The organism is Streptococcus halotolerans (assembly GCF_001598035.1).
GTDB classification, from domain to species: Bacteria; Bacillota; Bacilli; order Lactobacillales; family Streptococcaceae; genus Streptococcus; species Streptococcus halotolerans.
Genome location: NZ_CP014835.1, coordinates 1243392 through 1267500 on the forward strand (window position 1 = coordinate 1243392; position 24109 = coordinate 1267500).

At 40.5% G+C, this 24109-nt stretch carries 21 protein-coding genes, 1 tRNA gene, 2 rRNA genes and 2 pseudogenes; 4 read left to right on the top strand and 22 right to left on the bottom strand.

Features of this window, described 5'->3' with window-relative positions; genetic code table 11:
- Nucleotides 1-13: 13 nt before the first annotated feature.
- Genes lacB through A2G56_RS05565 form a run of 5 tightly spaced genes read right to left on the bottom strand, consistent with a single transcriptional unit; the run spans nt 14 to nt 3256 of the window.
- On the bottom strand, nt 14-529 hold the full coding sequence (gene lacB / locus A2G56_RS05545; protein ID WP_062710180.1) for a galactose-6-phosphate isomerase subunit LacB: 516 nt from the start codon (nt 527-529) through the stop codon (nt 14-16).
- 14 nt (nt 530-543) lie between these two features.
- On the bottom strand, nt 544-969 hold the full coding sequence (gene lacA, locus A2G56_RS05550; protein ID WP_062710182.1) for a galactose-6-phosphate isomerase subunit LacA: 426 nt from the start codon (nt 967-969) through the stop codon (nt 544-546).
- 19 nt (nt 970-988) lie between these two features.
- Nucleotides 989-2440 (bottom strand): PTS transporter subunit IIC, encoded by a 1452-nt coding sequence (locus tag A2G56_RS05555; RefSeq protein ID WP_062712486.1) that lies wholly within the window; start codon nt 2438-2440, stop codon nt 989-991.
- A gap of 26 nt (nt 2441-2466) precedes the next feature.
- Nucleotides 2467-2772 carry a PTS sugar transporter subunit IIB gene (locus A2G56_RS05560; protein WP_062710185.1) on the bottom strand — a complete coding sequence of 102 codons (306 nt, stop codon included), beginning with the start codon at nt 2770-2772 and terminating at the stop codon, nt 2467-2469.
- Nucleotides 2765-3256: a PTS sugar transporter subunit IIA gene (locus tag A2G56_RS05565; RefSeq protein ID WP_082785114.1), complete on the bottom strand. Its 492-nt coding sequence runs from the start codon at nt 3254-3256 to the stop codon at nt 2765-2767. Before A2G56_RS05565 ends, A2G56_RS05560 begins: the two co-directional genes overlap by 8 nt.
- Nucleotides 3257-3510: 254 nt before the next feature.
- Here A2G56_RS05565 and A2G56_RS05570 point away from each other — a divergent pair, with 254 nt between their 5' ends.
- On the top strand, nt 3511-4266 hold the full coding sequence (locus tag A2G56_RS05570; protein WP_062710190.1) for a DeoR/GlpR family DNA-binding transcription regulator: 756 nt from the start codon (nt 3511-3513) through the stop codon (nt 4264-4266).
- 39 nt (nt 4267-4305) lie between these two features.
- On the opposite strand, the gene A2G56_RS05575 is transcribed toward A2G56_RS05570, so the two are convergent.
- The 13 genes from A2G56_RS05575 to A2G56_RS11065 form a co-directional block, all read right to left on the bottom strand.
- Nucleotides 4306-5076 carry an acetyl-CoA carboxylase carboxyl transferase subunit alpha gene (locus tag A2G56_RS05575; RefSeq protein WP_062710193.1) on the bottom strand — a complete coding sequence of 257 codons (771 nt, stop codon included), beginning with the start codon at nt 5074-5076 and terminating at the stop codon, nt 4306-4308.
- Complete coding sequence (gene accD / locus A2G56_RS05580) at nt 5073-5936, bottom strand: acetyl-CoA carboxylase, carboxyltransferase subunit beta (protein ID WP_062710196.1); 864 nt, start codon at nt 5934-5936, stop codon at nt 5073-5075. Before accD ends, A2G56_RS05575 begins: the two co-directional genes overlap by 4 nt.
- Nucleotides 5937-5951: 15 nt before the next feature.
- Nucleotides 5952-7328: an acetyl-CoA carboxylase biotin carboxylase subunit gene (gene accC / locus A2G56_RS05585; RefSeq protein WP_062710198.1), complete on the bottom strand. Its 1377-nt coding sequence runs from the start codon at nt 7326-7328 to the stop codon at nt 5952-5954.
- 48 nt (nt 7329-7376) lie between these two features.
- Nucleotides 7377-7799 (bottom strand): 3-hydroxyacyl-ACP dehydratase FabZ, encoded by a 423-nt coding sequence (fabZ, locus tag A2G56_RS05590; RefSeq protein WP_062710201.1) that lies wholly within the window; start codon nt 7797-7799, stop codon nt 7377-7379.
- Nucleotides 7796-8269 carry an acetyl-CoA carboxylase biotin carboxyl carrier protein gene (gene accB, locus A2G56_RS05595; RefSeq protein ID WP_062710204.1) on the bottom strand — a complete coding sequence of 158 codons (474 nt, stop codon included), beginning with the start codon at nt 8267-8269 and terminating at the stop codon, nt 7796-7798. The genes fabZ and accB overlap by 4 nt, the downstream gene beginning before the upstream one ends.
- Before the next feature lie 2 nt (nt 8270-8271).
- Entirely contained in the window at nt 8272-9504 is a 1233-nt protein-coding gene (gene fabF / locus A2G56_RS05600; protein WP_062710207.1) for a beta-ketoacyl-ACP synthase II, read from the bottom strand.
- Between the two features lie 74 nt (nt 9505-9578).
- Complete coding sequence (fabG, locus tag A2G56_RS05605) at nt 9579-10313, bottom strand: 3-oxoacyl-[acyl-carrier-protein] reductase (protein ID WP_062710210.1); 735 nt, start codon at nt 10311-10313, stop codon at nt 9579-9581.
- 11 nt (nt 10314-10324) lie between these two features.
- Nucleotides 10325-11245 (bottom strand): ACP S-malonyltransferase, encoded by a 921-nt coding sequence (gene fabD, locus A2G56_RS05610; protein ID WP_062710213.1) that lies wholly within the window; start codon nt 11243-11245, stop codon nt 10325-10327.
- A 14-nt stretch (nt 11246-11259) separates the two neighbouring features.
- The gene (fabK, locus tag A2G56_RS05615; protein WP_062710216.1) at nt 11260-12225 is read right to left on the bottom strand and encodes an enoyl-[acyl-carrier-protein] reductase FabK; all 966 of its coding nucleotides are present in this window, start codon (nt 12223-12225) and stop codon (nt 11260-11262) included.
- Nucleotides 12226-12422: 197 nt separating this feature from the next.
- On the bottom strand, nt 12423-12647 hold the full coding sequence (locus A2G56_RS05620) for an acyl carrier protein (RefSeq protein ID WP_062710218.1): 225 nt from the start codon (nt 12645-12647) through the stop codon (nt 12423-12425).
- Nucleotides 12648-12704: 57 nt separating this feature from the next.
- Nucleotides 12705-13676, bottom strand: coding sequence for a beta-ketoacyl-ACP synthase III (locus A2G56_RS05625; RefSeq protein ID WP_062710221.1), 972 nt, complete (start codon nt 13674-13676; stop codon nt 12705-12707).
- Nucleotides 13676-14110, bottom strand: coding sequence for a fatty acid biosynthesis transcriptional regulator FabT (gene fabT, locus A2G56_RS05630; protein ID WP_062712490.1), 435 nt, complete (start codon nt 14108-14110; stop codon nt 13676-13678). Before fabT ends, A2G56_RS05625 begins: the two co-directional genes overlap by 1 nt.
- A gap of 592 nt (nt 14111-14702) precedes the next feature.
- The gene (locus tag A2G56_RS11065; protein ID WP_257721914.1) at nt 14703-14834 is read right to left on the bottom strand and encodes a hypothetical protein; all 132 of its coding nucleotides are present in this window, start codon (nt 14832-14834) and stop codon (nt 14703-14705) included.
- A gap of 857 nt (nt 14835-15691) precedes the next feature.
- On the opposite strand from A2G56_RS11065, the gene A2G56_RS05635 reads away from it, so the two are divergent.
- Both A2G56_RS05635 and A2G56_RS05640 read left to right on the top strand, forming a co-directional pair.
- Nucleotides 15692-17038 (top strand): aspartate kinase, encoded by a 1347-nt coding sequence (locus A2G56_RS05635; protein ID WP_062710224.1) that lies wholly within the window; start codon nt 15692-15694, stop codon nt 17036-17038.
- A 103-nt stretch (nt 17039-17141) separates the two neighbouring features.
- Nucleotides 17142-17627: pseudogene (locus A2G56_RS05640) on the top strand (IS66 family transposase); the annotation flags it as partial.
- A gap of 219 nt (nt 17628-17846) precedes the next feature.
- On the opposite strand, the gene A2G56_RS05645 reads toward A2G56_RS05640, so the two are convergent.
- Nucleotides 17847-19105 (bottom strand): ISL3 family transposase gene (locus tag A2G56_RS05645; RefSeq protein WP_099091472.1). Its coding sequence is split into 2 segments (ribosomal slippage): nt 17847-17926 and nt 17926-19105, totalling 1260 coding nucleotides; the frame shifts between segments, so codons are not numbered across the junction.
- 324 nt (nt 19106-19429) lie between these two features.
- Here A2G56_RS05645 and A2G56_RS05650 point away from each other — a divergent pair.
- Nucleotides 19430-20637, top strand: a pseudogene (locus A2G56_RS05650) (IS110 family RNA-guided transposase).
- A 172-nt stretch (nt 20638-20809) separates the two neighbouring features.
- Here the strand turns inward: A2G56_RS05650 and A2G56_RS05655 are convergent.
- The 3 genes from A2G56_RS05655 to A2G56_RS05665 form a co-directional block, all read right to left on the bottom strand.
- A tRNA-Asn gene (locus A2G56_RS05655) sits at nt 20810-20882 on the bottom strand.
- Nucleotides 20883-20887: 5 nt separating this feature from the next.
- A 5S ribosomal RNA gene (gene rrf / locus A2G56_RS05660) occupies nt 20888-21003 on the bottom strand.
- Nucleotides 21004-21090: 87 nt separating this feature from the next.
- Nucleotides 21091-23993: ribosomal RNA gene (locus tag A2G56_RS05665) — 23S ribosomal RNA — on the bottom strand.
- Nucleotides 23994-24109 lie beyond the last annotated feature (116 nt).

Genomic DNA, 24109 nt, shown 5'->3' on the forward strand with positions numbered 1-24109 from the left:
GGTGAGAGATAAATTAATCATGATAGTCACCACGGTCCCATTTTTCTAGGAATTCGTCAAAGAAATGCGGATCTTCCTGTCCATCATGCTGGCTCTCAACGTGAGCAATCTTCGCTATCAACTTTTTATTTTCTTCGGTTTCTTGATATTCCGCATTAATGAAAGCATCAATAATGTCATTCATTAGAAGACCGCCAACAATTTTTCCACCAAAGCCAATAACATTAGCATTAAGTTCTTCTTTAGCATAAAGAGCCGTCGTTAGATCACGAACTAAAGCTGAACGAATACCATTCACCTTATTGACTGCATTATTAATCCCCACACCTGTACCGCAAATACATACGCCTAAATCCGCCTCGCCAGATGCTACTGCCTCACCAACTTTTTTTCCGAAAATTGGGTAGTGAGTTCGAGTGTTATCATAAGTTCCAAAGTCTAACACCTCGTGTCCTTTTGATTTCAAAAAATCTGAAACTTCCATTTTTTCACGAGTAACAATATGGTCGCAACCAATAGCAATTTTCATGTCAAACTCCTTTCTTAAGACATTTTATTAAGCATATCAACGCGGATTTGATGGCGGCCACCATCATAATCTGCAGAGATAAACGATTGTGCAATATTTTTCGCTAAAGTTTCACCAACGAGCTCTGCACCTACAGTAATGATGCGAGCATTGTTGTGTCCTCGCGTCATATACGCAGAACGTTCATCTGATACTTCTGCAGCTACCATGCCTTTAATTTTAGTAGCAACCATAAAAGGTCCTGCTCCGAATGCATCAAAGACAATGCCTAAATTATCATCTGCTTTATTAACCTCTGTTACTACAGCCAAAGTATTATCTACAAAATCTTTATTAGTATCTGTCGTGTCAATAACTTCGTTACCAAGCTCAATCAGATAAGATTTAACAATATCTTTTAACTTATTACCATGTGCATCTGCACCGAGAATAACTGACATACAAGCCTCTTTCTAATCATTAATTGTTGCTCTTACTTTCATAAACAGCATTACGTTTTTTCATTTCCTTAGCATACCAAGCGAAAATACCAATATAAAATACTGTAAAGAATAAAAATGTAATAATTGCTGAAATTTGTCCTGTCGTTGCTTGCCCAATAACATAGCCAAATAATTTCTCCATTGGTCCTTCAAGAGTTGAGTGAGTAATCATCGAGCCAGCCTGCGCTCCATCAGGAAATGCTCCTACCTTCTTAGCTAACTCTGTTGCAAAAGGAGCAATCATTGTTCCTGATAATAAGAATAACGGAAGTAATAGTGACCCAAAGATAATCATGCGCAACAGTCTTCCTCTAGTTACAACAAGAAGAGCTGGTGTCAATCCCATTGCAATTATACCAGCCAGCGGTAAAATACCATTACCAACTTTTGATAATAATACAGCTTCAATTAACATAATAGGTGCCAAAATATTTGCGCACGCCCAAATTTCGGCACGTCCTGCAATAAATGGCCAGTCTAACCCAATATTAAAACGACGACCTGACATTTTAGAATTTGCAAAATTGGTAATCCCTTGCGACAAAGGCTCAACAGCGGCAATAAACCACGAACCAATCAATGAAAACAATTCTAAACAAGCCCCTGCAGTAAAACCAAGTCCAAACCAATTTTTAATTGAATCGATACCGAGATGTGGGTCGCCCATAATACCGATAACAAAACCAAGAATCATACCAATAAAAAATTTAGAACCCCAAAAACCAATAGCTTTATTTAATTTTGCCGCATCAAAGTCATACTTATCTAACCCTGGGAAAAATTTATCAAAAATCTTATCAAATACCATAATAATAGGATTCAACATATAGTTCATATGTGTCGAGGTCATCGGAGAACTAGAACCTGTTCCCATTAAATCATCAAAGGTGGGTTTCATCAAATCAGAATTAATTATCTTTAGAACGCCCACCAAAATAACAGCAAATGTAGCAACAATTATAGAGAAAACAATTGGTAATCCATTTTTATCTGCATACCACATAATCAGTAATCCTGTAATAGACAAATGCCAAATATCAAAAATGTCAACATCTAAAGTATTGGTTTTATTAAGTACAATCATAACAATATTAACAATTAACATCACCAATAAGAAGTATAGGGTGTAAGGCGATCCCCATGTAATAGTTGCCAAAGGTGCCCATCCCACATCTATAATATTCAAACTTATCCCTGTATTTTCAACAAATGACTGCAATGATTCAGAAAAGGCACCTGTCAAAATGTTTATAATCGCCCCGATACCTGTCAATGCAATCGCTAGCTTTATACCTCCTTCAAGCGCTTTTGAAAACTTCACTCCAAAAGCCATGGCAAGAACTGTCATTACAATCAACATGACAACACCGGAACCCATATCAATAATCGGCTTGAATGTGTTATTTATTATATCTAATATGACTTGCATAATCAGAAATCCCTTCATTTATTCCATTAGCTTAGTGCATTCTCTTTGATAACACGCTCCAGTTCTTCAAACACCGGCTCACTCATCGTCGGAATGCGATATAAAATCGGACCAGCTTCTACGATAGGAATAGGAATCGAGAATCCAAGATCAGTCTTAGCAATCGGAGTAAAGATATCGTACTTGCTAACCATTTCTTCCGTGATATCTTTTACCATAACAGCATCACAACTCACCTCGTAGCCTTTTTCAGACATTTTTGATTCAATAGCATCTTTAATTTGATGACTGGAATTTACACCTGCGCCACATGCTGCTAAAATTTTAATCATTTTGAAATACTCCTTTTTCTGTTAAATAATTGGCAATAGATTCTTTATCTCTATCACATTCATGCAAATAGTCTAAATTACCTTTAGTAATAAAAAATGTAATTAAATTTGAAAGAATATCGGTCTGACTTTCTTTATTATTGTTAATAATAAAGAAAAAATCTTGAACAAAACATTCCTCAGAAGGATTAATCATATGTTTAAAAAGAATAGGATTTTCATTTTTAACATAAACTACCGTCTCAACTAAACAGTATTGTGGTTCAGTGTGCGGAATGGCAGCAAACAGAGTATCTGTTCCATCTTTCAAATCTATTTTTAAACCCGTTGGAAATTCCTCCTCTCTTGATTTAACCGATTGCTTATAATCTTTCGTAACATAAGCAATTGATTCCATGTAATCTGCCACCACATCGAAGAGCTCTTCCTGACTAGTAGCATCTGTGAATAAAATATTTTTCAATAGGGATACCTCCTTGTACAAGTAACCGTTTACACTTTAATGATAGCGCTTTTGTTTTATTTTGTCAATATTTTATTTATATTTTTTTTATTTGTTTGTTTTTGTTCGTTTTTATATGTTATAATATTGTTGTAAATTATTATATAAATTAATCTTTTGAGATTTTACTCTATAAAAAATGTTAAGTAATTGATTTTAAATTATTACTTAAATGTTGGGAAAGTTGACTCAACCACTGTAACAAACTAAACTAAAAACAATGAAGGAGATTACTCATGTTAAAAAAAGAACGCCTAATGCGTATACTAGACCAAGTTAACCGTAAAGGAATTATTACTATCAATGATTTAACAGAGAAACTCAATGTCTCTGATATGACAATCAGACGCGATTTAGACCAACTCAATACGGAAGGTAAGTTAACGAGGATACATGGTGGAGCACAAGCTATCAGTAAAAATAATAAAAAAGAGCTCTCCAACATCGAAAAACAAACCGTTCATATACTTGAAAAGGAAGAAATTGCAAAACTAGCAGTTGATCTGGTTGACGATGGAGATAGTATTTTTATAGGACCAGGTACAACCCTAGAAGCATTAGCTAAGGTCATACATAATAAACATCTTCGTATTGTTACCAACAGCCTACCTGTCTTTGATATATTAAAAAATAAAGCAGACATTGATTTAATTCTTCTCGGAGGTGAATTTCGTTCAATAACAGGGGCGTTTGTGGGACCACTCACGCAAAAATGTTTTGAAAATATGTTTTTTTCAAAAACATTTGTTAGTGCAAATGGTATCAATAACCAACAAATTGCGACTTATAGCGATAGCGAAGGAATCATTCAACAACTAGCTTTGGACAATGCTGAGAAAAAATTTTTGTTAGCTGATAGCACCAAATTCAATAAATTCGATTTTTATGATTTTTATAATTTGGAGCAACTAGATTTGATCATTACCGATTCACATTTAAGCAAAGAAAATTATAGCAAATTTAGTGCTTACGTCCCGATTCATCATTCATAAAGAAAAAAATCCCTGATTCCTCAAGGATTTTTTTCTTGCTCAATACTTCCTAAACCTCTCATATCTTTTTTCTAACAATTCTTCTATCGGCAATTGTTTAAGAGATGCTAGTTCTTGAATCAAATTTGCTTTTAGCATATCAGCTATTTCACTTGAAAAATAACCATGCTCGGGAATGACTTTATCAACTACTCCCATATTGAGTAATTCTCCAGCTGTGATTTTCATCAATTCCGCCGCTTCTGGAGCTCGGCTGCCGTCTTTCCATAAGATCGAGGCAAAGCCTTCCGGACTCAAAACAGCATACGTGGTATGTTCTAACATCCAAACGCGATCAGCAACTGCTAAAGCTAGAGCTCCACCAGAACCACCTTCACCGATGATAATAGCGATAAGCGGCACCCTCAGGTCACTCATTTCAAGTAGGTTTCTGGCGATCGCTTCTCCCTGACCACGCTCCTCTGCTTCCACCCCAGGATAAGCACCGGCTGTATTAATAAAAGTAATGACAGGACGACCAAACTTCTCAGCCTGTTTCATAAAGCGCAAGGCTTTACGATAGCCCTCAGGATGAGGTTGTCCAAAATTACGATGAAGATTATCTTGTAAATTCTTGCCTTTTTGGATCCCAATAATCGTCACTGGCTGACCGTCCAAACGAGCAAGTCCAGCAACTACTGCTCCATCATCAGCGAACTGACGATCGCCATGTAGCTGAATAAAATCCTCAAATAGCGTTTCAGCATAATCCAAAGTCGTCATGCGATGCTGATCACGCGCTTCTTTTAAAATTCTTGACACATCACTCACGGCATACCTCCATGAAAAGCCAGCAGGCTCCCAATCACTTGAGGCAAATCTATACGTTTGACAATCTTATCCACAAAACCATGCTCCAAAAGAAATTCTGACTTCTGAAAATCCTCCGGCAGATCTTCTTTCACTGTCGTTTCAATAACGCGACGTCCCGCAAATCCGACGAGTGTTTGAGGCTCAGCTAAAATAATATCCCCTTGCATGGCAAAACTAGCTGTCACTCCCCCAGTTGTCGGATCAGTCAAAACAGTCAAATAAAAGAGCCCAGCTTTGGAATGACGTTTTACAGCCGCAGAAACCTTAGCCATCTGCATAAGACTCATAATCCCCTCTTGCATTCTAGCACCACCAGAAGCAGTGAAAATAACCACCGGAAGTTTCTTCTTTGTTGCCAGCTCAAACAAAAGAGTAATCTTCTCACCAACAACAGTCCCCATCGAGGCCATGATAAAATTAGCATCCATGATAGCTAGAGCTGTTTTTTGCCCTTTAATTTCAGCCAATCCTGTCAAAACAGCCTCATCAAGACCAGTTTTTTCACGTGCCTGAGTAAGCTTTTCCTGATATTTTGGAAAACGCAAGGGATCCTTGGTCTCAATACCAGAAAATAATTCCTCAAAGGTACCCTCATCAGCTGTAATCGCCAGACGCTCTAAACCTGAAATTCTAAAATTATAAGAACAAGTCGGACAAATTTTAGCTAACCCCAAATCTTTTTGGTAAATCAAGTGCTTACAGGCAGGACACTTAGCAAACAGTTCATCAGGAACTTCAGGCCTAGGCGCATTGTCCCCCTTAAAAGAACGATTTGGATTAATTCTAAAGTACTTATTCTTTTGATCAAATAAGCCCATACATCACCTTTCTAATCAGTCGACCTCTTTTCGTTTCTGATAAACCGGTAAAAATGTCTCCGTCAAAAATGAGGTATCGTAATCACCAGCAATCACATGCTGATCTGAAATCAAATCCAACTGGAAGTCCGCATTCGTTACCAAACCCTCTATTTCAAATTCATAAAGAGCACGTTGCATCTTCATAAGCGCATCAAAGCGGTTTTCCCCATGCACAATGATCTTAGCAATCATATTATCGTAGTAAGGAGGAATAGCATAACCATTGTAAACGGCAGAATCAACACGAAGTCCCAAACTCCCTCCTGGTATATGCACATTGGTAATCTTACCTGGACTTGGTGCAAAGTTTAAGTCAGGATTTTCAGCGTTAATCCGACACTCGATAGCGTGACCACGAATAGCCACCTCATCTTGTGTCATCAATAGTTTGTGACCTGCAGCAATCTTAATCTGTTCCTTAACAATATCAGTACCCGTTACAAATTCCGTCACAGGATGCTCTACTTGAATACGAGTATTCATTTCCATGAAGTAAAAGTCTCCTGACTGCTCATTCAAGAGAAACTCGATAGTGCCAGCATTAACATAAGAGACCGCTTTAGCCGCGCGAACAGCAGCATCGCCCAAGGCTTGGCGAAGGGTTTTCCCGATAGCAACTGATGGACTTTCTTCTAAAACTTTTTGATTGTTCCGCTGTAAAGAGCAATCACGTTCTCCTAGATGGATGATATTCCCAGAATGATCCCCCAAAATCTGAACTTCAATATGACGAGCAGGGTAAATGACTTTCTCAACATACATGGCACTATTACCAAAGGCAACTAAGGCTTCTTTTGAAGCTGACTCAAACGCTTCAGCTAGCTCACACTCTTGCTCAACCTTACGAATCCCTCTTCCGCCACCGCCAGCCGAAGCCTTTAACATCACTGGATAACCAATTTGCTTAGCGATGGCCATAGCCTCGTCAGCTGTATGAACCTCACCATCAGACCCTGGGATAACCGGAACACCTGCTGCTATCATCTCACGGCGTGCATTGATTTTGTCACCCATCTTGTTCATAACCTGTGCAGAAGGACCAACAAAACTGATGTTCATCTCCTCACACATAGTAGCAAACTTAGCGTTCTCACTTAAAAAGCCAAAGCCTGGGTGAATGGCTTCAGCTCCAGTAACAATGGCAGCCGATAGTACAGAGCTCATATTTAAATACGAGTCTGCTGAGCGTGCCGGCCCAATACAGATAGCCTCATCGGCCAAAATGGTATGAAGGGCATCCTTGTCAGCTTCCGAATAAACGGCAACCGTGGCAATACCTAATTCACGCGCTGCCCGAATAATACGTACTGCAATTTCACCACGATTAGCAATCAGTAGCTTCTTAAACATTTGAGTTCTCCTTACCACAAGCCTGTGCAAATAGACTTGTCAACAGTTCTAGTCACGAATAGCAAAAGTAAGTATGCCACTGGCAGCCAATTGACCTTCAACTTCGGCCTTTGCTTCCACAACAGCAATACTACCGCGACGTTTGATGAACTTTGCTGTCATGACCAACTGATCTCCAGGCACCACTTGCTTTTTAAATTTAACCTTATCCATGCCTGCATAAAAAACCAACTTACGCTTGTTTTCGTCTTTCGACAATTCCAAAACACCCGCTGTTTGAGCTAAAGCTTCCATAATCAAAACACCTGGCATTACTGGGTAATCTGGGAAGTGTCCATTGAAAAAGGGTTCATTGATCGTCACATTTTTAATAGCAACAATCTCATCATCACTCGTTTCTAAAACACGGTCAACCAAAAGCATGGGATAGCGGTGTGGTAAAGCTTCACGAATAGCTTTAATATCAATCATTTAATCCGCACCAACCCTTGTCCATACTCTACCACATCTTCATCAGAAACTAAAATGTCCACCACCATTCCATCACGCGGCGCAGGCACTTCATTCATAACTTTCATAGCTTCAATAATCATCAGGGTTTGCCCTTTTTTAACGGAATCACCCACTGAGACAAACCTAGCTTTCTCAGGTGTCGGTGACAAATAAGCCACACCAACCAAGGGGCTTTCCACAAGTTCTCCTTCTGCAGCTTGAGCTGACAGCAATTCAGTCTGATCCAAAGCCGATGCCAGTTTAAGCTCTGAAGAGTCCACTGCATGATGAGCTAACTCTGAAACAGCACTAGCTTGCGCTAACATTGGCACATCTTGCCACTCATTCTTACTAAAGCGCAACTCGTTACCATTTTGTTTAAACGAAAATTCGCGAAGACTAGATTCATCAAATTGACGCATCAAGTCCTTAATTTCTGAAAGATTCACCTTTAATCCTCCCAACGTTTGAAGGCAAGAACCGCATTATGTCCACCAAATCCAAAGGTATTGGAAATGGCATAGCGGATATCTGCTTTAAGCCCTTGCCCCATCACCACATTGGCTTCTATATCTTCTGATAATTCTCTTGTACCAGCAGTCATATGAATAAAACCATGACGCATGCTCTCAATGGTAGCAATTGCTTCAACGGCACCAGTTGCCCCTAATAAATGCCCAGTAAATGACTTAGTTGACGACACAGGCACATCTTTGCCTAAGAGAGCAACGATTGCTTGACTTTCACCCTGTTCATTAGCTTGTGTAGAAGTACCATGTGCATTAACGTAATCCACATCGCTCGGCTCAATCCCTGCTTCTGAGATTGCTAGTGCCATTGCTTTAGCAGCACCTGACCCGTCTGGAGATGGACTGGTTTGATGATAAGCATCACAGGTATTACCGTAGCCGACAATCTCAGCTAAGACAGTCGCCCCGCGTTTTTGGGCATGCTCTAAACTTTCCACCACTAGCACTCCTGAGCCCTCTCCCATCACAAAACCATTACGGTCCTTGTCAAATGGAATAGCTGAGCGAGCAGGATCTTCTGTTGTCGAGAGAGCCGTCAAAGCATTAAAACCACCAATACCAATTTCATTAATGGCACTTTCAGACCCGCCAGCTAGAACCACATCTTGATAGCCGAATTTAATTTCACGGAAAGCTTCTCCGATAGCATCGTTAGCTGACGCACAGGCTGTCGTAATCGACTTACAAACACCATTAGCACCGATACGAAGCGAAATATTTCCAGCACCCATATTAGAAAGAGCTTTAGGAATAAACATAGGCTTAATGCGTCTCATACCTTTTTCATGCATACGGATAATTTGCTCTTGCATCTCTTCAAGACCACCAATACCGGAAGAAACGATAACCCCAACGCGATCACGATCAACCGTATCCATATCAAGACCAGCATTTTCCAAAGCTTCTAGCGTCGCATAGATAGCATAAAGTGAATACAAATCCATCCGATTCCTATCCTTATGAACAAAATACTTATCAAATGGAAAATCCCGAATCTCTCCAGCATTATACACAGGAATTTCTGAAGTATCAAATTTTGTAATTGGTTTTATACCAATTGTACCAGATTCTAAGCTTTTCCAAAACTCTTTAGGTGTATTTCCGATAGGTGATGTCACACCATATCCTGTAATAACGACACGATTCGTTGACATAAATTCTCCTTTATTTCATTTATAGATGGGATTGTAGTCATTCAGACCACTCTTAGCTAGTCGATAGAAGAGATTTAAATCATGGTCATACCACCATCAATAGCGATGATTTGACCGGTTAAATACTCTTGCTCTGCTAAAAAGACCGCTACTTGAGCAACTTCTTTTGGCTTACCGATACGCTTCATTGGAATCTGTCCTAAAATAATATCTTTCATTTTGTCAGGAATAGCATCCGTCATATCCGATGCTATAAAACCAGGTGCAATAACATTTACCCTTACCCCACGAGCAGCAACTTCTCTCGCTACTGATTTTGAGAATCCTATTAAGCCAGCTTTTGACGCTGCATAGTTAGCTTGACCAACATTACCCGTCAAACCAACCACAGATGATATGTTAATAATGGCGCCTTGACGAGCTTTAGTCATCGTTTTTAAAACAGCCTGAGTCATATTAAAGGTGCCTGTCAAATTGATCTTTAAAACCTGCTCAAAATCAGCTTCAGTCATTTTTAATACCAATTTATCATTAGTGATACCAGCATTATTAACCAAAACGTCAAGACCACCAAACTCTGAAATAGCTTCTTTAACCATACGTTTGGCATCTGCTTCCTGGGAAATATCACCTGAAATACCGATAATTTTACCATCGTAGTCGGAAAATTGATTCAACACTTCCTCTGAAATCTCTGAACGGCCATTTAAGACTACATTGGCTCCGCAACGGGCAAATTCATGAGCAATGCCTAAACCAATCCCACGAGTCGATCCTGTTACAAACACATTTTTAGCTTTAATTTCCATTTTTCCCTCACTTATGATTTAAGTAATTGTTCCAAACTAGCGAGATCATTGACCGATATGGTTGGAAGACTCCGATCGATTTTTTTGACAAATCCTGATAAAACCTTCCCAGGACCAATTTCAATTACTCGGTCAACACCAAGTGCCTGAATTTCAGCTATTGAGTCATAAAACCTAACAGGTTCCATCACTTGACGTGCTAACAAAGATTTAACGTCATCCTTTTCCATCATTTTAGCTTCTGTATTGCCAACCAGGGGAATCTTGAAGTCATTAAAAGTCACCTTTTCTAGAACGTCTGCTAAACCTTGGCTAGCTTTTTGAAGCAAAGCTGTATGGAAAGGGCCTGAAACTTTAAGTGGAATCATACGTTTGACACCCGCTTCTTTTAAGATAGCAAGAGCCTTATCGACAGCAGCAACCTCACCACCAATAACGATTTGCTGAGGAGTATTATAATTAGCAGGACTAACGATACCTATGTCAGAAGCTTTTTGACAAGCGTCTTCAATAAGCGAAGCATCTGTACTCATGATAGCAACCATTTTTCCGATACCAGCAGGAGCTGCTGCTTCCATCAATTGACCTCTCTTTGCAACCACTCTTAAAGCCGTTTCAAACTCTAATGCGCCCGCAGCAACAAGGGCTGAATATTCTCCCAAAGACAAGCCCGCCACAATATCTGGACGAATCCCTTTTTCTACTAAAAGCCTGTAAATAGCTACAGAAGTCGTCAAGATAGCAGGTTGGGTATAGCTCGTCTGATCCAACTTATCTTGATTGTCATCAATCAAAGAACGAATATCATAGCCTAAAATCTGACTGGCTTGATCAAACGTTTTCTTCACCATTTCAAAATGCTCATACAGGTCACGTCCCATACCTCGGGTTTGTGCCCCTTGACCCGCAAATAAAAAAGCCGTTTTTGTCATCTTTTCTCCCTAATTTAATCTATAAGATTTGTCCAACGGTTAGCTTCCTCAGCAATGACTGCTTTAGCCCCTAAATACAAATCTTCTAAAATATCAGTACACGTTTCTTCTTTATTAACTAAACCAGCAATTTGCCCAGCCATCACAGAACCATTAATCACGTCACCGTCGACAACAGCATTGCGAAGAGCTCCCGCACCCAATGCTTCAATTTCTTCAATTGATTGTTTACCAGCAAGAAAATCTTTTTCAGCTTGGCTATAAGCAATTACTAATTTATTCTTAATAGCACGAACAGGATGTCCAGTAATGGAAGCCGAAACCACCGTATCGATATCTTTTGCCTTCAAGACTTTGTTTTTGAAAGCCTGGTGAGCATTAGATTCCTTGGCTACGATAAAGCGTGTTCCGACTTGAACAGCCTCTGCTCCCAACATAAAGCTAGCTGCCATACCGCGACCATCTGCAATACCGCCTGCCGCAATAACAGGAATATCAACGGCCTCAACCACTTGACGAACCAAAGTCATTGTTGTCAATTTCCCAATATGACCACCTGCTTCCATCCCCTCAGCAATCACAGCATCTACACCTAATTTCTGCATTCTTTTGGCTAAAGCAACACTAGGCACAACTGGAATGACAATAACACCTGCTGCATGTAGACGCTCTATATACTTACCTGGATTACCAGCACCAGTCGTTACAACCTTAACGCCTTCTTCAATCACTAAATCAACAATGTCATCAACAAAAGGCGATAACAACATGATATTAACACCAAAAGGATTGTCTGTCATTGCCTTAATTTTATCAATATTGGCTTTAACAACCTCTTTAGGCGCATTGCCACCACCGATAATGCCTAAGCCACCTGCTTTAGAGACGGCACCAGCAAGGTCGCCATCGGCAATCCAAGCCATACCACCTTGAAAGATAGGGTATTTGATATTTAAGAGTTCTGTAATACGTGTTTTCATAAACAGTTTGAATAATACTTTCTATTTTAAATGATTTGATAATCAAATTATATAATTAAAATAAGAAGGAGTGGGAGATATACTAGATAGAAATACTCTAATCATTTATCATCCCACTCCCATAAGCCAGTTAGAAGTTAACAGTCAAAATGTCACTTACCAACCTTAGGAGCTGAGTTGTTCTCAACCTCGAACATTTATTTTGTTTTGTCCTCAACATAAGCAACTAAGTCACCCACAGTGTTGAGACCTTCTTCAGTTTCGATTTGAATATCAAACTCATCTTCGATTTCAGAAATGACTTGGAAGACATCCAGTGAATCTGCATCAAGATCATCAAAAGTTGTTTCCATCTTTACTTCTTCTGCTTCTTTGCCAAGTTCTTCTATGATAATCTCTTGTACTTTATCAAATACTGCCATGGTTTTTTCTCCTTAGAAAATAAATAATATATAAATGTGCTATCTGCACAAAGTTAACTAAATTTTAACAATTAGATTTCCCCATGTCAAACCTCCGCCAAAGGCAGAAAGAAAAACTGTTTGAGAACCATCTAATGTGATTAAACCTCGCTCTACACTTTCCGATAATAAGATTGGAATACTTGCACCGCTAGTATTACCATAATCTTGGATATTCGCCAAAAACTTATCTCGATCTACCGATATTTTTCTAGCCATCTTATCCAGAATTCGGACATTAGCTTGATGTAATAAGAAATAATCAATCTTTAAATCATTGTGATTATCTAACAACTGAGCAATACTCTTCGATACTGTTTTGATGGTAAAATCAAAAACCGCTCTTCCATCCATCTTCAAATAAGAAGATTCTTGCTCTATAAGCTGACTAAAAGGAGAGACCAAACTTCTTGTTCCAGATTGTAAACTTTCCCACTGACTTCCCTTGGTATTCAATGATTCTGCCAAAAAATGTCGTTGATCTGAAGTCTCTAAGAGCACTCCTCCAGCTCCATCACCAAATATAACAGCTGTCGATCGATCTGTCCAATCAAGAACCTTAGACATCACTTCCGCTCCGATAACCAATCCTTTGTGATACGCACCCGAAGCAATAAACTTCTCAGCCGTTGCCAGAGCAAATACAAAACCACTACATGCTGCTGTCACATCAAAAGCAAAAGCCTTTCCAGCGCCAATATTACCTTGAACTTTAGCAGCTACAGAAGGCATATTACTATCCGGCGTCATAGTTGCAACGATAATAAAATCTAGCTCTTCAGCATTCAAAGCAGACTTCTCCAGTAAAGATTGGGCTACCTTAGTGGCCAAATCACTCGTTTGCTCAGTTTGAGATAGATGACGCTGCTTGATTCCTGTTCTGCTAGTAATCCATTCATCACTGGTATCTAAGATTTGAGATAACTCGTTGTTGGTGACAATATTTTCAGGAGCATAGTGAGCTACTTGTGAAATTTTTGCAAAACCCATTATTTAAGGTCCTCCAAAAACTGATTCAAATTTTTCAAACCACGACTCATGATTGCAAACTCCTCCTCATCAAAACCATCAGTAATCTGTTTAACCATATTCATATGAAATTTTTGGTGTAAGCGAAACAGAAGACGCCCTTTCTGAGAGAGACTTAAATGCACCACACGACGATCTCTATTAGATCTGGTTCGAATGATATAGCCTTTTTTCTCTAGCTTGTTCAAACTCGTTGTAACCGTTCCTAATGTCACCATTAAAGCCTTAGCAATGTCGCTAGGAGTCGCGTCTGGAGTATTACCGATTTCATCAATAGTATGCATTTCTTTAATTGAAACATCATTGAAACGACTTGTTTTCAAACTAGCTTCTTCAATAACGAGTATATTGTTAAAAATACCTACTAGGTAATCATTGATTTCCTTGTAATCCACCAAAATAACCTCCATAAAGTTTGACTATCAAATTATATCAAAGGTGAAATTATTTTGCAAGGATTTTATAGCACCAACCACTCATCAAGAAGCCACCAATAAACTCAGCCAGGATATGACACATCCCATCTGTAGCTCTTAAAACTTCAAACAGTTAGAAATAGCACTTTTATATCCTCTTACCTTTAGCTACCATCACCTATTACAGAAATGACAGTAGCATTTGTCTATCCCTATTGGTGACACTGTTTTTTATTGCTTAAACTATCAAATAAAGCCATCCTGATTTATATTCTCAAAAAAGCGTAGTAAGGTGTTTAATAATGCAATGATTTTCTAGAAATCCTATTCCTATTATCAGCTATAGCTGATAATAGGTGTTGATACATATGAGTGGAATCCATTTGTTTTGGAAGACCATGACATCTTAACAAGCCCTTGGAATCTTCCTTAAACCCTTTCTGCCCTGAAAAACCAGGATCCGTAAAAAAATGTCAATATCATTCTGATTAGCAATAAATGCCTAGTTAGAAAATTTCTGACTGCAATCAAATACTATAGCCTGAAAGAGATGTTTTGGAAATTAAAACAGTCATTGATTGATAGCACCTTCAATATCAGCAGCTTTTCGTCCTTTAGCTTGGAGACCGACAATGGCTTCTGACTGTTTTTCCATTAGCCTAATCGCGGCACCCTTATACTTCTTATCAGCAATAGTATGCACCCAAATGCCGTTTCAAACATTAGATCTAACTCAACACCTTCACGAATACTCCTTCGAAAAACGTGTTTTCCTCCTACTATTTTCTCTTTCAAAGAGACGATAATGGGTGAGCATAGTACATGGAATCTTATCTGGATAGATTCCTTGGATTACATCGATACTCCAATCAAGTTCCAAATGACTTTAGATAAAGTCTTTCACAAGTTCAGTAAGCTGTACGTTATGACGATCACAACGTGTTTTGTTAGTTTGGCAGCGTTCATAGTAATCGAAAGCTAGATATCCTTCTTTGAAAAAATGGATAACTTTATAGATCGTCTGTTTAGATTTTCACAGCGATTTCACTGTGCCCATGATTATCATACCTTCTTGGCAGTAGGCCTCCATCATAAGAAGATCATTCATTATGTCTAGCTTAATTTTACAAATTGGGTTGATTACGTGACCGCACTATCACCTACCCATCACAGCGATTTCAAATTGCTTCAAAGCAGTTCGACTGGTTCTTATGTATACCAATACAAGTTAAGTTGATAAAAAAATCAACACATTGTAAACTGAACCTGATTCAACTGGTATCACAACTCAAAAAATAGAACAAGCTACTGAGAGCATCGGTTCAAGTGAGAATACTTTTAAAACTGAAGACTGACACTATAGAAGCTGACATTTATAGTACAAGTCATACCTGATGCCTATTCTCTCATACTTGAAATCAACCGAGGTTCATTCAGATTAGTGCTAAGTTACTATCAAGCTAATACTCACTCAGCGCAACGCATATATGAAATTAAATCTTGTAAATTATCTGAAATTTGTTATAATTTTGCTAATACACTTTTCTGAGGGGTAACATTATGAAAGTTACAAAATTTGGCGGAAGCTCACTTGCTTCAGCTGAACAATTACAAAAAGTTCTCAATATTGTCAAAAGTGATCCAGAGCGACGTTTCATCGTTGTGTCTGCTCCAGGTAAACGACATTCCGAAGACATCAAAGTAACAGACGCTCTTATCAATTACTACAATCATTACATTAATCACGAAGAAACGGCTGAAGAAAAAAAGTGGATTGTTGAACGATATCGTGATATAGCAATCGAACTTAATCTTGATTTAACAATCATTGATACGATTCAAAACGCCATCGACCATCTTGCGACACTCCCAATTGAAAACAATCCTTATCTATACGACACTTTTTTAGCTGCTGGAGAGGATAATAATGCCAAATTAATTGCTGCTTACTTTAAAGAAAATGGTTTGAATGCTGTTTACTTACATCCTAGAGAAGCTGGGCTTTTTGTATCAAGTGAACCGCAAAATGCGAGAGTCTTACCAACGAGTTACCATCACATTGAAAAAATAACTCACAGCCCACATATATCTATCATCCCAGGATTTTTTGGAGTAACCATTGATAATCATATTTGCACCTTTTCACGTGGTGGCTCAGATATTACTGGTTCATTAATTGCTGCTGGAACACAGGCTGATCTCTATGAAAACTTCACTGACGTTGATGGTATCTTCGCAGCTCATCCAGGCGTTGTTCATAAACCGCATTCCATTAGTGAATTAACTTACAAAGAAATGCGAGAGTTAGCCTACGCAGGTTTTTCAGTCCTACACGACGAGGCTCTTATTCCTGTCTATCGCGCTAAGATTCCTCTCGTCATTAAAAATACCAATAATCCTGACCATCCAGGCACAAAAGTCATTCTAAAGCATGAACATCTAGACTTACCGGTTGTTGGCATTTCAGGAGACGATCAGTTTGTTAGTATCAATATTTCTAAATACCTAATGAACAGAGAAATCGGATTCGGTCGTAAAGTTTTACAACTTTTAGAAGAGCTTAATATGCGCTGGGAACACATTCCGACAGGAATTGACGACATGTCCATTGTACTCAGAAAACGCGAATTAACGCCAGAAAAAGAAGAAAGAATAATTGATTATCTTCAAAATGAACTCCACGTGGATGAAGTTGACATCGAAAAAGACCTCTCAATCATTATGATCGTAGGAGAAAAAATGAAAAATCATATTGGGATCACAGCTTCCGCAACAAAAGTCTTATCTGAGAAAAATATCAACTTAGAGATGATTTCTCAAGGTTCAAGTGAAGTTTCAATTATGTTTGTCATAAAAACCCAGCAAGAAAAAGAAGCAATCAAAGCCCTCTACTCAGCATTTTTCTAAAATCTAATGAACTAATGCTCCAGATAATACGTAAGCGCTCCATAACAAGGTATCTAGTCATCCTCTTACTCCTCCAGTATACTGTTAATAGAAAACAGAAAGGTATTGCGACCAGCTGTTTGCCTTAGAACAGAGCTGGGTTGATCTCTCTATTGAGGAACGACTGCACAAGCGACAGGTAGAGCTAGCTCCCTTGATGGATGAGTTCTTCGACTGGTGTCGTGAGCAGGCTGTTTTGCCTGGTTCAAAACTAGGTCGTGCTATAGACTATAGCCTCAAGTATGAGGAAATCTTTAAGACAGTTCTGACAGATGGCAGACTAGTCCTTTCCAATAACTTAGCTGAGCGTGCCATCAAATCCTTAGTTATGGGGCGTAAGAACTGGCTTTTTTCTCAGAGTTTTGAGGGAGCCAAATCAACAGCCATCATCATGAGCTTACTAGAAACAGCTAAGCGTCATGATCTCAATACTGAGAAATACATGACCTATCTTCTAGAGCATCTACCTAGCGAGGAAAGTCTCGCCAATAAGGACGTTCTAGAGGCTTATTTACCGTGGGCGGAAAGTATTCAAAACAACTGTCAATAGAAAACATTCCAGAGTCAGTCCAGATTTTGGAATGTTTTTCAATATACCTCGTTATTGGGCGCTTACGATAATACTGCCTATCACTTCGTCAATACCAAACAGCACTCAACTCTAAAAGCTCTATCATTTCTGAAGTGGGTAAAATCACTCTGGAAGCAATAGAGCTTTTTGAGTATATGAAAACAGGCTCATTGTCAACTGTAGTGGGTTGACTTATAGCTAACACCGAGAGAGGACCAGTTTGGTCTTCTCTTTTGTTGTGTTCAAAGCAAGATAAATCCGTTTTTTGAAGTTTTCATCTTCCTAAAGCCAAAAGCATTTCGCTTAATGACTTTAATAAGGTTGTTGGTCGCCTCTAGTTTGGCATTGGAATAAGGTAGTTTCAAGGCATTAATAATCTTCTCTTTGTCTTTTAGAAAGGTTGACAAGACGGTCTTGAAGATGGGATGGACCTGTTTGATGGTATCAGAAATGAGTTCAAAGAAGTGTTTCTCCTGCTTTTCTTGGAAATGAAAGAGCAGGCATTGGAAGAGTTCATAGTGGTGACGTAGCTCATCAGAGTAGCTCAAAAGACGTTGCACAATCTCTTGATTGGTCAAATGCATGCGAAAAGTTGGACGATAAAACCGTTTATCGTTTAGGTTACGACTATCTTGTTGGATTAGTTTCCAGTAACGTTTCAAGGCCTTATATTCGTAAGATTGATGCTCAAATTGGTTCATGATTTGGATACGGAAACGGTTCATGGCACGAGATAAATGTTGAACAATGTGGAACCTATCGAGAACAATCTTCGCCTTAGGAAACAGTTGCTTAGCGATGTCATAATAGGGACTAAACATATCCATGGTGATGACTTTGACACGACTGCGCACCTTGTGAGAATACCGCATGAAATGATTTCTGATGACAGCTTGCGTCCGCCCATCAAGGATAGCGATAATCTTGTTAGCATCGAAATCTTGGGCAATAAAGCTCATCTTTCCCTTCTTGAAAGCATACTCATCCCAGGACATGTTCTCAGGTAACCAGGTTAAGTCGGTCTTGCATTCAAAGCGGTTGAGTTGCCGATAGACAGTTGACACAGAGACAGACAGGTCTTCAGCGATTTTTGTCATTGCTTCACGGCTCATGAGTTTGTCGGTGATTTTGTGGTTAATGATGTTGGGAATCTGATGATTTTCTCTGACTAGAGAGGTCTTAGCGACAGCCATTTTCCCACACGCTTGACATTTAAAGCGACGCTTTTTGAGACGAATCAGTACTTTACAACCCGCCATTTCCAGATAGGGAATTTTGTATGGCTTTTGGAAATCGTACTTTGCCATTTTATCTTGACAAACAGGGCATTGCGGGGGTTCATCATCTAACTTGGCATGATATTCTCTGTGAGTGAAGAACTTGTCAAATGTCTTTTCAAAAGTGATGTTAGGGTCTTTAATGTCAAGCGAATCTTTGATATAATCTAATTGTTCCATATGAGTCTTTCTAATGAGTAGTTTGGTTGCTCTTCATTATAAGTCATATGGGACTTTTTTGCTATATTCAAAAAGACTCCATAATCTCCGAGAAGAATTTACCCACTACAGAAATTATAGAGCCTGAAAACATACTAAGATTAGTAGTGAGGAAATCTCCGACGGGAGAGAGTACTCACTACTTTTTCGTTATGTTAAAGTAGAGGTGTCTTGTTAAGTCGTAGGGCTTTTTGACGCTAGACGTCGTAATAAAAACTGGCAAGACACCTGTTTTAGGGAGAATGTTATCAAAGTATGTGGGACGCTAGACGTCGAGTATTGAAAATGACATCATTAAAACAAGGAATCAAACAAGACAAAGAGGTAATAACAGTATTTGGGATTGATGTGAGTAAAACAAGTTCAGAAGTGGCCATTCTAGTCAACGGTGAGAAGGTTCACGGTTACACCATGCCTAATGATTCTATCGGCTTTAATCAGCTTCTAGGAGACTTGAAAACTGTCCCTAATCCTGAGATTGTCTTTGAAAGCGACAGGTGTCTATTCTCGTCGTCTTCAGGCCTTTCTTGAAGACAACGGCTACGCCTATACTCGACTCAATCCGCTGGAAGCTAAGAAGCAACTGGACAGCCTACGTGTCCGTAAAACCGATAAAATTGACGCTGAAAAGTTAGCACAGTCTCAGTTTGTACTGAATCGTAAACCAACCTATGTCCAAAAGGAAATCTATCAACAGCTACGTGATTTAAGCCGCTTTTATCAGAATCTGACAGAAGATATTGTCCGTGCTAAGAATCGCCTTGCTGCAGGTCACTTTCCCTGAGTTAGAAAACCTCTTATCGACACCAACTGGTGAACAGTACTGGAACTTGGTCATGACTTTCCCGTGCAAAGAGGTTGTATTGAGCTTAACTCAAGGTGAGTTGTTGGACAGCATCCGAAAGTCCACGACCAAACGGATTTCCGAAAAGCGCGTCGCTTATCTGACTGAAAAACTTATTGAACTTGCCAAACAGTCTTATGGTGCGGTCAAGAAAACCTCTCCAGTCATTGAAGAGGTCCGTTACTATGCACAAGAACTGATTAGACTATCTAATCGGAGACAAACTGTTCGGGACGAAATGGTCACATTCGCTCAGCCATTACCAGAATATGAAATCCTTCTCTCTATTCCTGGAATAGCGGAAACCACAGCGACAAGCATTATAGGCGAACTCGGAGACATTCGCCGTTTTCAGTCTGCCAATCAAATCAACGCCTTTATTGGGATTGATCTAAGACACTATGAATCTGGGAACTTCTTAGCCAAAGAACATATCACCAAACGCGGGAACCCTTACGCGAGAAAGATTCTATTAAAGGGCATCCACAACATCGCTACAGCTAGTCACACTAATCCCTGCCATATCGCAAATTTCTATGAGAAACGAAAAAGACAATCGCAGATGACTTCAACTAAGCCACATACGATTGCCTCTTATCAAAAAATTGCCAACATAAGGTGTTGTTTTGGCATGTTCTTTTTTAACTAAATGAGTGACGGAGATGAGTCAGTAATCTCTATACAGTCACTTTATGATCATATTTGTCAAGTTAAACCCTTGATAAACTTGACAAATGGTAGAAAGAGAGAATCAATCTGATTCTCTCTCGTGTTTAATCATAAGTCACCCACTACAGTTGATAACTAGCTCTTTATACTAACTCCGCCAACAGGGCTCGAACCTGTGACATCATGATTAACAGTCATGCGCTCTACCAACTGAGCTATGGCGGATAAAAGCTAAGCAACTACCTTATCTAACAGGGGGCAACCCCCAACTACTTCCGGCGTACTAGGGCTTAACTACTGTGTTCGGCATGGGTACAGGTGTATCTCCTAGGCTATCGTCACTTAACTAATCTGAGTGGATAATCCATTCAAAATTGAATACCTATATTCTAACAAGTTATCCTTTATCTGTCAATATTGTCTTCGGTTTACTTTGGATAAGTCCTCGAGCGATTAGTATTAGTCCGCTACATGTGTCACCACACTTACACTTCTAACCTATCTACCTGATCTTCTCTCAGGGCTCTTACTAACTTAATGTTATGGGAAATCTCATCTTGAGGGGGGCTTCGCACTTAGATGCTTTCAGCGCTTATCCCTTCCCTACATAGCTACCCAGCGATGCCTCTGGCGAGACAACTGGTACACCAGCGGTAAGTCCACTCTGGTCCTCTCGTACTAGGAGCAGATCCTCTCAAATTTCCTACGCCCGCGACGGATAGGGACCGAACTGTCTCACGACGTTCTGAACCCAGCTCGCGTGCCGCTTTAATGGGCGAACAGCCCAACCCTTGGGACCGACTACAGCCCCAGGATGCGACGAGCCGACATCGAGGTGCCAAACCTCCCCGTCGATGTGAACTCTTGGGGGAGATAAGCCTGTTATCCCCAGGGTAGCTTTTATCCGTTGAGCGATGGCCCTTCCATGCGGAACCACCGGATCACTAAGCCCGACTTTCGTCCCTGCTCGAGTTGTTGCTCTCGCAGTCAAGCTCCCTTATACCTTTACACTCTGCGAATGATTTCCAACCATTCTGAGGGAACCTTTGGGCGCCTCCGTTACCTTTTAGGAGGCGACCGCCCCAGTCAAACTGCCCGTCAGACACTGTCTCCGATAGGGATTACCTATCCGGGTTAGAGTAGCCATAACACAAGGGTAGTATCCCAACAGCGCCTCATTTGAAACTGGCGTCCCAAACTCTTCGGCTCCTACCTATCCTGTACATGTGGTACAGATACTCAATATCAAACTGCAGTAAAGCTCCATGGGGTCTTTCCGTCCTGTCGCGGGTAACCTGCATCTTCACAGGTACTAAAATTTCACCGAGTCTCTCGTTGAGACAGTGCCCAAATCATTACGCCTTTCGTGCGGGTCGGAACTTACCCGACAAGGAATTTCGCTACCTTAGGACCGTTATAGTTACGGCCGCCGTTTACTGGGGCTTCAATTCATACCTTCGAGTCTTACTCTAAGCACTCCTCTTAACCTTCCAGCACCGGGCAGGCGTCACCCCCTATACATCATCTTACGATTTAGCAGAGAGCTGTGTTTTTGATAAACAGTTGCTTGGGCCTATTCACTGCGGCTGTCTCTAGACAGCACCCCTTCTCCCGAAGTTACGGGGTCATTTTGCCGAGTTCCTTAACGAGAGTTCTCTCGATCACCTGAGGCTACTCGCCTCGACTACCTGTGTCGGTTTGCGGTACGGGTAGAGTATAATTATCGCTAGAAGCTTTTCTTGGCAGTGTGACATCACTCACTTCGCTACTTAATTTCGCTCCCCATCACAGCTCAATGTTATAGTTAGAAGCATTTGACTCCTAACACACCTCACTGCTTAGCCGGACTCTTCCAATCGTCCGGTTGAGTTAGCCTACTGCGTCCCTCCATCACTATATACTCTAGTACAGGAATATCAACCTGTTGGCCATCGGATACACCTTTCGGTCTCTCCTTAGGTCCCGACTAACCCAGGGCGGACGAGCCTTCCCCTGGAAACCTTAGTCTTACGGTGGACAGGATTCTCACCTGTCTTGCGCTACTCATACCGGCATTCTCACTTCTATGCGTTCCAGCGCTCCTCACGGTACACCTTCTTCACACATAGAACGCTCTCCTACCATGACACTTTGTGTCATCCACAGCTTCGGTAATATGTTTTAGCCCCGGTACATTTTCGGCGCAGGGTCACTCGACTAGTGAGCTATTACGCACTCTTTGAATGAATAGCTGCTTCTAAGCTAACATCCTAGTTGTCTGTGCAACCCCACATCCTTTTCCACTTAACATATATTTGGGGACCTTAGCTGGTGGTCTGGGCTGTTTCCCTTTCGACTACGGATCTTAGCACTCGCAGTCTGACTGCCGATCATATCTCATTGGCATTCGGAGTTTATCTGAGATTGGTAATCCGGGATGGACCCCTCACCCAAACAGTGCTCTACCTCCAAGAGACTTAATATCGACGCTAGCCCTAAAGCTATTTCGGAGAGAACCAGCTATCTCCAAGTTCGTTTGGAATTTCTCCGCTACCCACAAGTCATCCAAGCACTTTTCAACGTGCCCTGGTTCGGTCCTCCAGTGAGTTTTACCTCACCTTCAACCTGCTCATGGGTAGGTCACATGGTTTCGGGTCTACACCATGATACTATTGCGCCCTATTAAGACTCGGTTTCCCTACGGCTCCGTCTCTTCAACTTAACCTCGCATCATAGCGTAACTCGCCGGTTCATTCTACAAAAGGCACGCTCTCACCCATTAACGGGCTCGAACTTGTTGTAGGCACACGGTTTCAGGTTCTATTTCACTCCCCTCCCGGGGTGCTTTTCACCTTTCCCTCACGGTACTGGTTCACTATCGGTCACTAGAGAGTATTTAGGGTTGGGAGATGGTCCTCCCAGATTCCGACGAGATTTCGCGTGTCTCGCCGTACTCAGGATACTGCTAGGGCTGTGCGTCATTTCAAGTACGAGGCTTTTACTCTCTTTGGCTGACCTTCCCAGGTCATTCCTCTATGACTTACAGTCCCACGTTGCAGTCCTACAACCCCGATGAGTAAACTCATCGGTTTGCCCTTCTGCCGTTTCGCTCGCCGCTACTAAGGCAATCGCGTTTGCTTTCTCTTCCTGCAGCTACTTAGATGTTTCAGTTCACTGCGTCTTCCTTCTCATAACCTTAACAGTTATGGATACTAGCCATCAGCTAGTGGGTTCCCCCATTCGGACATCTCTGGATCAGCGCTTACTTACAGCTCCCCAAAGCATTTCGTCGTTAGTCACGTCCTTCTTCGGCTTCTAGTGCCAAGGCATCCACCGTGCGCCCTTATTAACTTAACCTTATTTTTTTGATCTTCTCGATCTAAACTCATTTAATAATGACAGCGTTTCGGTTTATTTTCTTGTTACTTCTTCTACAATCTTTTCTAAAATTGTGGAATTTGATATAGATATTC

Coding starts and splice junctions, on each gene's coding strand:
- accC (WP_062710198.1), bottom strand. CDS start 7,328: ATGTTTAAGAAGCTACTGATTGCTAATCGTGGTGAAATTGCAGTACGT.
- fabZ (WP_062710201.1), bottom strand. CDS start 7,799: ATGATTGATATTAAAGCTATTCGTGAAGCTTTACCACACCGCTATCCC.
- lacA (WP_062710182.1), bottom strand. CDS start 969: ATGTCAGTTATTCTCGGTGCAGATGCACATGGTAATAAGTTAAAAGAT.
- A2G56_RS05635 (WP_062710224.1), top strand. CDS start 15,692: ATGAAAGTTACAAAATTTGGCGGAAGCTCACTTGCTTCAGCTGAACAA.
- accD (WP_062710196.1), bottom strand. CDS start 5,936: ATGGGCTTATTTGATCAAAAGAATAAGTACTTTAGAATTAATCCAAAT.
- fabF (WP_062710207.1), bottom strand. CDS start 9,504: ATGTCAACGAATCGTGTCGTTATTACAGGATATGGTGTGACATCACCT.
- A2G56_RS05620 (WP_062710218.1), bottom strand. CDS start 12,647: ATGGCAGTATTTGATAAAGTACAAGAGATTATCATAGAAGAACTTGGC.
- fabD (WP_062710213.1), bottom strand. CDS start 11,245: ATGACAAAAACGGCTTTTTTATTTGCGGGTCAAGGGGCACAAACCCGA.
- A2G56_RS05560 (WP_062710185.1), bottom strand. CDS start 2,772: ATGATTAAAATTTTAGCAGCATGTGGCGCAGGTGTAAATTCCAGTCAT.
- A2G56_RS05555 (WP_062712486.1), bottom strand. CDS start 2,440: ATGCAAGTCATATTAGATATAATAAATAACACATTCAAGCCGATTATT.
- fabK (WP_062710216.1), bottom strand. CDS start 12,225: ATGAAAACACGTATTACAGAACTCTTAAATATCAAATACCCTATCTTT.
- A2G56_RS05625 (WP_062710221.1), bottom strand. CDS start 13,676: ATGGGTTTTGCAAAAATTTCACAAGTAGCTCACTATGCTCCTGAAAAT.
- A2G56_RS05570 (WP_062710190.1), top strand. CDS start 3,511: ATGTTAAAAAAAGAACGCCTAATGCGTATACTAGACCAAGTTAACCGT.
- lacB (WP_062710180.1), bottom strand. CDS start 529: ATGAAAATTGCTATTGGTTGCGACCATATTGTTACTCGTGAAAAAATG.
- fabG (WP_062710210.1), bottom strand. CDS start 10,313: ATGGAAATTAAAGCTAAAAATGTGTTTGTAACAGGATCGACTCGTGGG.